Here is a 382-nt window from a genome sequence, read left to right as displayed (position 1 = left end):
TTGGTGGTTTTTTTTTTTATGTTGTTTTTCTTGTGGTTGGTTTTTTTTTTGGGGGTGGGGGGTTGGGTGGGGGGTTTGGTTGTTTTGGGTTTTTTTTTTTTTTTTTTTTTTTTTTTTTTTTGCTTTGTTTTTTTTTTTTTTTTGTTTTATTATTATAAAATTCTATTTATTATTTTTATTGTATTATTTTTTTTGTTTTTTTTTTTTTTTTTTTGTTTCTTTTTTTTTTTTTTATTTTTTTTAGGTTTTGTTTTTTGGGGTTGTGTTTTTGTTTTATTTTTGTTTTATATATTTTTTTTTTTTTTTTTGTGTCTGTTTTTTTTTTTTTTTTTTTGTTTTTAATTATTTTTTTTTTTTGTGTTTGGTTTTTGGGGTTTTTTTT

General features: G+C 18.6%; 1 protein-coding gene. It reads right to left on the bottom strand.

Annotated elements, in window-relative coordinates:
- Positions 1-175: 175 nt before the first annotated feature.
- Positions 176-382 (bottom strand): hypothetical protein (locus ACR6JA_RS22155; protein ID WP_494599536.1); only part of this gene is annotated, 207 nt, incomplete at its 5' end.

It is taken from the genome of Cedecea sp. B1(4) (genome assembly GCF_059414925.1).
This window is presented reverse-complemented; position numbering and strand designations above follow the sequence as displayed.